General features: G+C 46.1%; 6 protein-coding genes and 3 pseudogenes. 5 read left to right on the top strand and 4 right to left on the bottom strand.

The genetic code is table 11. The features are described from left to right. Nucleotides 1-228: 228 nt before the first annotated feature. A complete protein-coding gene (locus C2U53_RS03245) occupies nucleotides 229-1,164 on the bottom strand; it encodes a hypothetical protein (RefSeq protein ID WP_063259283.1) in 936 nt (311 codons plus the stop codon). A 609-nt stretch (nucleotides 1,165-1,773) separates the two neighbouring features. On the opposite strand from C2U53_RS03245, the gene C2U53_RS29820 reads away from it, so the two are divergent. Beyond that, nucleotides 1,774-1,947, top strand: coding sequence for a hypothetical protein (locus C2U53_RS29820; RefSeq protein ID WP_158237476.1), 174 nt, complete (start codon nucleotides 1,774-1,776; stop codon nucleotides 1,945-1,947). A 140-nt stretch (nucleotides 1,948-2,087) separates the two neighbouring features. Here C2U53_RS29820 and C2U53_RS03240 read toward each other — a convergent pair. Then, a pseudogene (locus C2U53_RS03240) lies at nucleotides 2,088-2,234 on the bottom strand (IS1 family transposase); the annotation flags it as partial. A gap of 304 nt (nucleotides 2,235-2,538) precedes the next feature. On the opposite strand from C2U53_RS03240, the gene C2U53_RS03235 reads away from it, so the two are divergent. Both C2U53_RS03235 and C2U53_RS03230 read left to right on the top strand, forming a co-directional pair. Continuing rightward, the gene (locus C2U53_RS03235; RefSeq protein ID WP_000156887.1) at nucleotides 2,539-3,561 is read left to right on the top strand and encodes an IS110 family transposase; all 1,023 of its coding nucleotides are present in this window, start codon (nucleotides 2,539-2,541) and stop codon (nucleotides 3,559-3,561) included. A gap of 262 nt (nucleotides 3,562-3,823) precedes the next feature. After that, nucleotides 3,824-3,979, top strand: a pseudogene (locus C2U53_RS03230) (IS110 family transposase); the annotation flags it as partial. A gap of 291 nt (nucleotides 3,980-4,270) precedes the next feature. Here the strand turns inward: C2U53_RS03230 and C2U53_RS03225 are convergent. Together C2U53_RS03225 and C2U53_RS30685 are read right to left on the bottom strand one after the other, a co-directional pair. Next, nucleotides 4,271-4,830, bottom strand: a pseudogene (locus C2U53_RS03225) (IS1 family transposase); the annotation flags it as partial. Between the two features lie 300 nt (nucleotides 4,831-5,130). Beyond that, nucleotides 5,131-5,244: a replication initiation protein gene (locus C2U53_RS30685; protein ID WP_074186486.1), complete on the bottom strand. Its 114-nt coding sequence runs from the start codon at nucleotides 5,242-5,244 to the stop codon at nucleotides 5,131-5,133. 882 nt (nucleotides 5,245-6,126) lie between these two features. Here C2U53_RS30685 and C2U53_RS03205 point away from each other — a divergent pair. Both C2U53_RS03205 and C2U53_RS03200 read left to right on the top strand, forming a co-directional pair. Further along, nucleotides 6,127-6,318 (top strand): Rop family plasmid primer RNA-binding protein, encoded by a 192-nt coding sequence (locus tag C2U53_RS03205; protein WP_032421723.1) that lies wholly within the window; start codon nucleotides 6,127-6,129, stop codon nucleotides 6,316-6,318. Then, complete coding sequence (locus C2U53_RS03200) at nucleotides 6,318-6,728, top strand: helix-turn-helix domain-containing protein (protein ID WP_064353417.1); 411 nt, start codon at nucleotides 6,318-6,320, stop codon at nucleotides 6,726-6,728. The genes C2U53_RS03205 and C2U53_RS03200 overlap by 1 nt, the downstream gene beginning before the upstream one ends. The last annotated feature ends 576 nt before the right edge of the window (nucleotides 6,729-7,304 follow it).

The raw sequence follows: 7,304 nt of genomic DNA, 5'->3' as shown, positions 1-7,304 counted from the left end.
CTTGTGCGCATACTCATGCATGCCGTAAAAACAGAGCCTGCGCGTTTCTGGCGGGTTTTCGGGTGGTTTGTTGCCTGTTTTACCGGTTTCCCGTCAGAAACGTCCTCAGAGGCTCTGAGGCGGTGCACGCAACGGATGTTATGGTAAATTGAATCGCCACGGATAATTTAGACACTTCCGAGCCGTTGATAATACTGGTTTTCATATTCTGTCGGTGACATGTGTTCGCTAGAACCATGCCGATTCACTTGCATGAAATTTGTCAGCAGCATATTTAAGCAGATTAGCTCTATGATCTACGATGGCTTGAGTATATCCCCTTCTACTAGGATGGTCGGTACATATAGCGATTGGGCAATGCAAAAATTCTGTCTGGATAATCCCCAGATGCGAGCGTTCATCTATTGCCTTAACTGCTAATTTTTTACCATTGTTTAGATAATGATCTAACACCCAGGTTTGCCCACCCGTGAAGTAGATGATGATATCTGGCTTGGTATCTTTAATTTCAGCCAAGAATAATTCACGCTGCATATGAATCATTGTCATGATATCTTTTGAAGGTAGTTTGGAAATGCTGACACTATCTCCATCATTTTCAATTAATTGAAACTTATGAAGATTAGTCCAATAAGCATGCCTTCTGGATGGTAGGTTAAAATACTTTACTACTTCATCAAATGCATACCAAAAGTGGCTATTCCTTAAATCTTCACCAAAATTGAATTTATTGAAGGATTCAATGCTCTCATTAATGTAGTCATCGACCGAAACGATGGTACTGAAAGCATCTTCCATTCCCAGAGTTTCTTGCCCCACGATCATCACTTTAACTGGGGCATTTTTGTATTCGTGCGTCATCAGTGGGATGAATGGTGTACTTACCTTTTGTAGTAGTTCTTCTGACAGGTAAGTACCGCGATTGGTAATGATATCTTCGAATGCCTTTCTTACACCGTCACTAACAACAGGTTTAGAGGTTAACTCAGTAAGGCTGTATGAAGTGAATGATGATTTATACACTATTCCCATTGCAGTTAACCCATCAATGATGCCCTCCAACTGCGAAATACTCATCTTTAACGCGCGTTGAATCTTGCTAAAACTGGTTGAGTCGTTGGCCTTAAGAATAGTGAGAACGTTGATTAAATCTTGTGCTGTCATTCCTGTTTTCCTCATATTGAACTGCTTCAATGTAGATACGCGTTTAACTCATTCTGACGGTCGCAGTACAGTAAATCAGTAAGTTGGCAGCATCACCAGGGATTCTTATATTATTAAAATAGTTAGGGATGTTGTCTTTTTGGGAATTGAATATTTTAAAGCTAATGCTTCTGTTGATTATAATCTTATAGAGATTAGTGTGTTAGAAAATTTAGCGTATGTTTTTGTTCTTATGAATGTTGGTAATTATCTTGGTGTTTCTGATTATGAGTAAAAATTTAGATCAGCAAATAGCATCAGCCCAAAATAGGTTGAACATGCTAAGAAAGAAGAAAATAAACGAAGATAGAAGAAAAAGAACACATGATTTAATCGTTCTTGGGGCAGAGTGTCTTAAATTATAAGATGGAAATAGAAATCTTGTAATAGGTGCATTGTTGTATGTTGATAACATGACAGAATCACAAAAAAACATGTTAAAAATCAAGGGTGAACATTATTTAAATAAAAACGCTGAAAACTAACAAAATTTATTTTGGTAGTTTGAAGGGTTGATATGGTTTACCTTTTTGATTAGAAGTAAAATACTTCTTCAAAAAGGAGGGTGTTATGAGTGAAGATATTGGTAAAGTTGTTGATATTTTTAATGAATTTACGAAGGTTGAACTTCCTGGTGGAGGAGGTTTAGAGACCGATAGCCCTGTTGTAGAGGCTGCTGTTGCTGTTGGTGTTTTAGGTGCCGCAGCATATGGGCTTTATAAGCTATTTAGTAGTGATGATTAATTATTTAACGGTGGGGATTTATTTCCCCGCCTTTTCATTTAGATCTAATCTCTCATAACGCTTATATAGTGCAACGGCTGCATGATACGAACAACCCAAAGAATCAGCTATCTGTTGCCATTTCAGGTAATGACTCCAACTTATTGATAGTGTTTTATGTTCAGATAATGCCCGATGACTTTGTCATACAGCTCCACCGATTTTGAGAACGACAGCGACTTCCGTCCATGCCGTGCCAGGTGCTGCCTCAGATTCAGGTTATGCCGCTCAATGCGTTGAGTGTAGGGGTCAGTTTGGATATAGAGAATTATTGTACGGCAAGCCTGTTTTTTGAACAGACTTACCTATAGCAATAGGGTGTACTCCCGCGCTATACGGCATTTTCAGAGGTTTGACCTTAATCGGATAACCTAAATGCGATACTGCAAGAGCGACAACTTAAAAGCGATAGCCACTGACGCAAAATCAACCCCTTACGAACCAAGATTGGTTAAATAATGCGCTTAACGAATGGAAGGGACTTCCCCTGATTATGCGCCTGATTAACTCTTGTGCAATCATGGGGTACACATCGTCCCGGAGGAATTCGTTATGACTATCACGACTGTCGGTATCGATCTTGCTAAAAATGTGTTTGCTGTTCACGGTGTTGATCAAAATGGTAGAACTGTTCTGGTTAAGCCTAAAGTATCGCGTGCTGCACTTCCTGAGTTAATTGCAAGTTTGCCTCCCTGTGTTATCGGGATGGAAGCATGCTCCGGGGCTCACTACTGGGCAAGATTGTTTCGGCAGTATGGTCATGAGCCACGTCTGATGGCTGCTAAGTTTGTATCGCCTTATCGTATGGCCGGAAAATCAGGAAAAAATGATGCAGCTGATGCTCAGGCTATCTGTGAAGCTGTTCGTCGTCCGCATATGCGGTTCGTACCAGTGAAAGACGAAAGCCAGCAGGCCATGCAGTGTTTACATCGTACCCGTCAGGGTTTTATCGAAGAGAAAACAGCAACGTATAATCGTCTGCGAGGATTGATATCTGAATTCGGTGTCATCGCGCCACAAAGTGCTGATGCCCTGCGCCACATGGTTTCTGTGCAGAAGAGCTCTTTACCGCTTCAGGTTCAGCAATGTGTTGATGATTTGATGGAACACGTTGATCGCATTGAAGCTAACATCACTGAATATGACCGAATTTTGTCCCACATAGCCAAAACAGATCATCGCAGTCAGCGGCTGATGGAGCTAAAGGGCGTTGGTCCCACAACGGCCTGTGCACTGGTCGCCAGTATCGGTAATGCACATGATTTTAAAAATGGACGTCAACTGGCAGCCTGGCTGGGGCTGACGCCATCACAATACAGCAGCGGGGGAAAGTCGAAACTCGGCAGGATCACAAAAGCCGGTGATTCGTATCTGCGAACGCTTCTGGTTCAGGGGGCTCGTTCAGTGCTTATTGGCGCCGGGAAAAGGACTGACTCATTCAGCCGTTGGGTTTGTATGTTGGTTGAGCGCAGAGGGTACTGGCGGGCTGTTGTGGCCATCGCCGCCAAAAATGCGCGGCTGTGTTGGGCATCACTACATTACGGTGATGATTTCCGGCTGTACTCAGTCAACTAAAGCTCGAAGCTGTATAACCATCTGACCTGCAATTCGTTGATGATAAAGGGTTAGACCCCGTGAGGCCTATCTGGCTATTGTACAGGATATACGTATCCGCTTAACGAACAAGAACCTCACGCGCGTCTTTCATCAGGGCCCGAATCGATGACGATTCATCATGGCCGTTTATAGTACCGCAGTCTCTCCCCTTTATTTTTACTGAAGAGCAGACAGAAACCATAAATACCGGCTTTGACATGCCGGGGAAGTCCTTATAGCCGGGAAAAGGACTGACTCATTCAGCCGTTGGGTTTGTATGTTGGTTGAGCGCAGAGGGTACTGGCGGGCTGTTGTGGCCATCGCCGCCAAAAATGCGCGGCTGTGTTGGGCATCACTACATTACGGTGATGATTTCCGGCTGTACTCAGTCAACTAAAGCTCGAAGCTGTATAACCATCTGACCTGCAATTCGTTGATGATAAAGGGTTAGACCCCGTGAGGCCTATCTGGCTATTGTACAGGATATACGTATCCGCTTAACGAACAAGAACCTCACGCGCGTCTTTCATCAGGGCCCGAATCGATGACGATTCATCATGGCCGTTTATAGTACCGCAGTCTCTCCCCTTTATTTTTACTGAAGAGCAGACAGAAACCATAAATACCGGCTTTGACATGCCGGGGAAGTCCTTATAGTACAAAAATTTCCGATCTCCAAACTGACCCCAGTGTAACGCTTGCTGTTAACGTGCAGCTTTCCCTTCAGGCGTGATTCATACAGCGGCCAGCCATCCGTCATCCATACCACGACCTCAAAGGCCGACAGCAGGCTCAGAAGACGCTCCAGTGTGGCCAGAGTGCGTTCACCGAAGACGTGCGCCACAACCGTCCTCCGTATCCTGTCATACGCGTAAAACAGCCAGCGCTGACGTGATTTAGCACCGACGTAGCCCCACTGTTCGTCCATTTCAGCGCAGACAATCACATCACTGCCCGGTTGTATGCGCGAGGTTACCGACTGCGGTCTGAGTTTTTTAAGTGACGTAAAATCGTGTTGAGGCCAACGCCCATAATGCGGGCGGTTGCCCGGCATCCAACGCCATTCATGGCCATATCAATGATTTTCTGGTGCGTACCGGGCTGAGAGGCGGTGTAAGTGAACTGTAGCTGCCATGTTTTACGGCAGTGAGAGCAGAGATAGCGCTGATGTCCGGCAGTGCTTTTGCCGTTACGCACCACCCCGTCAGTAGCTGAACAGGAGGGACAGCTGATAGAAACAGAAGCCACTGGAGCACCTAAAAAACACCATCATACACTAAATCAGTAAGTTGGCAGCATCACCTTTGGAGAACGGAAATTTTTGTACGTTAAAAGGATCTTCTTGAGATCCGTCATTTGTCGTCGTAGTCTCTTCTCCAAGAAACGAAAAAACCACCTGGGGAGGTGGTTTGATCGAAGGTTAGGTCAGTTGGGGAACTGCTTAACCAGGTAACTGTCTTGTGCGAGACGAGTCACCAAAACTGTCCTTCCAGTGTAGCCGTTCTCAGGCTCCCACTTCAAGAACTCCAGATAAATCTCTCGCACATCTCAGTTACCAATGGCTGCTGCCAGTGGCGTTTTTTCGTACCTTTCCGGGTTGGACTCAAGATGATAGTTACCGGATAAGGCGCAGCGGTCGGACTGAACGGGGGGTTCGTGCATACAGTCCAGCTTGGAGCGAACTGCCTACCCGGAACTGAGTGTCAGGCGTGGAATGAGATAAACGCGGCCATAACAGCGGAATGACACCGGTACACCGAAAGGCAGGAACAGGAGAGCGCACGAGGGAGCTACCAGGGGGAAACGCCTGGGATCTTTATAGTCCTGTCGGGTTTCGCCACCACTGATTTGAGTGTCAGATTCTGTGATGCTCGTCAGGGGGGCGGAGCCTATGGAAAAACGGCTTTGCCGCGGCGTTATTGTTTCCCTGTTACGTTCCTTCCTGGCATCTACCAGGAAATTTCCGTCCCGCCAGTAAGCTGGTACTGCTCGCCGCAGCCGAACGACCGAGCGGAGCGAGTCAGTGAGCGAGGAAGCGGAATATCTCCTGTATCGCATATTCTGCTTACGCGCCGGTGCCGCCTTTTTTCTTCTGCCACATGAAGCACTTCACTGATTTCCGTGCCCGTGCCAACATAATAAGCCAGTTTACACTCCGCTAGCGCTACGTGACTGGTTCAGGGCTGCGCCCCGAAACCCTCTAACAACCTCTCAGCTACTGGATATCACCCCATGCCATCTGAATATGATGAACAACGGGATTCGACTGATACGCAGCTTCCCGGCGAATATGACCTTTTTGATTTAATGGCGCAGGTTACTAACGACCTCGTTCATGCTCGCATGAACGGATTGTTTTTCCGGACTACAGGTAAACTACAGAAAGACTACAAAAGCTGATGACTTAATCCTGATTTTTAGTGCGATGACTACAGATAAACTACAAAATAACTACAGGATTACCTCAGATCCGTTCTCTGAACCATTCGTACATCCGACCCCCTTACCGGTTTTACACTGAGCATTGATGCTCTGAGGTCCCTTATGACGAAACAACAGAAAACAGCGCTGAACATGGCTAAATTCATCCAGAATCAGTCTCTGCTCCTGCTGGAGAAGCTTAACGAGCTTGATCTCGATGCTGAGGCCGACCTTTGTGAGAAACTCCACGATGATGCGGAGCATCTTTTCCGTACACTGTCCTCGAGACTGGATGAATTACAGGATGGTAACTGATGGCCAGAGTGTCTATTAGTGAAGCAGCACGGCTTGTTAAGGTTAGTCGCCCTACTATTTACAAGATGATTAACAGTGGTAAGTTAAGTTACACCTCTGTTGTAAAGCACGGGAAGGGTATTAAAGTTATTGATACATCAGAGCTTATTAGAGTGTTTGGTTCTCTTGATGGTGTCATCGATGATGTAAAAAGTGACGCAGAATCTACAGGTATTAACAGCGTTGGTTTTCATGATTTACAACATAGAATCGCTTTACTTGAAGCTGAAAACGATGGTCTTAAAGGGGCTGTTAAGGCTCGAGATGAGCATATTGATTCCCTTCGTCAGGCTATGCAGCTTCTGGAGCACAAGCACGAACCTTCTTCACCACCCCATTCCCCGTGGTGGAAATTCTGGAAAAAATCCTGATCCCGCCATGCTTGAGTTTTCCTCTCCGGCCATCCCGGGGCGTTCCTGAACCTTCCCAAAAATCGCCAGATCCGGGAACACTCCTCACCACGAAAAATACCCACACACCACGCAAAATTAAAATTTTGCAGATAACTCCTTATTATCAGTTGGTTAGGTTTTATTAAATTACGCAGTATTACCTTCTGTAAGGTCAATCCAAGTCGTCGGTGATTCGTGTACGACTTGCCGACGACTCGTCATAGAGTCATCGACGACTCACTCCACACTATCAGTAACTTATGACGACTTGACTCTAGAGTCGAATCGTCGCTTTGGCGTTTTTTTGACCGCGGTGACTCTAGAGTCAAGTCACGAGTCGAATCGCCGGTGAGTCGTCCGGCGACTTGCCATAACGTGATTGCCGGCCGTCGACGAACCCGATTCCTGAACGTGCTGAAAACCGGTTTTCCGGCTGCGCCGGCAACGCTTCACGGCCACGCAATAAATTGCGTCCCCGTTCACCGTTTTCGGATGGGAAGAACGCCGGAAACAGGACTTACCCCGGCTGAATGGCGTGAATTTCCGCGCTATGCA

The organism is Citrobacter sp. CFNIH10 (assembly GCF_002934585.1).
In the GTDB taxonomy this organism is placed as follows: Bacteria; Pseudomonadota; Gammaproteobacteria; order Enterobacterales; family Enterobacteriaceae; genus Citrobacter_A; species Citrobacter_A amalonaticus.
Note: the sequence above shows the minus strand (reverse complement) of the source record. Positions and strands in the feature narration are given on the sequence as shown.

Bases quoted from the DNA above. Each gene is read 5' to 3' on its own strand.
- C2U53_RS03245 (WP_063259283.1), bottom strand. From the start codon at position 1,164: ATGACAGCACAAGATTTAATCAACGTTCTCACTATTCTTAAGGCCAAC.
- C2U53_RS03205 (WP_032421723.1), top strand. From the start codon at position 6,127: ATGACGAAACAACAGAAAACAGCGCTGAACATGGCTAAATTCATCCAG.
- C2U53_RS03200 (WP_064353417.1), top strand. From the start codon at position 6,318: ATGGCCAGAGTGTCTATTAGTGAAGCAGCACGGCTTGTTAAGGTTAGT.
- C2U53_RS29820 (WP_158237476.1), top strand. From the start codon at position 1,774: ATGAGTGAAGATATTGGTAAAGTTGTTGATATTTTTAATGAATTTACG.
- C2U53_RS03235 (WP_000156887.1), top strand. From the start codon at position 2,539: ATGACTATCACGACTGTCGGTATCGATCTTGCTAAAAATGTGTTTGCT.
- C2U53_RS30685 (WP_074186486.1), bottom strand. From the start codon at position 5,244: ATGCACGAACCCCCCGTTCAGTCCGACCGCTGCGCCTTATCCGGTAAC.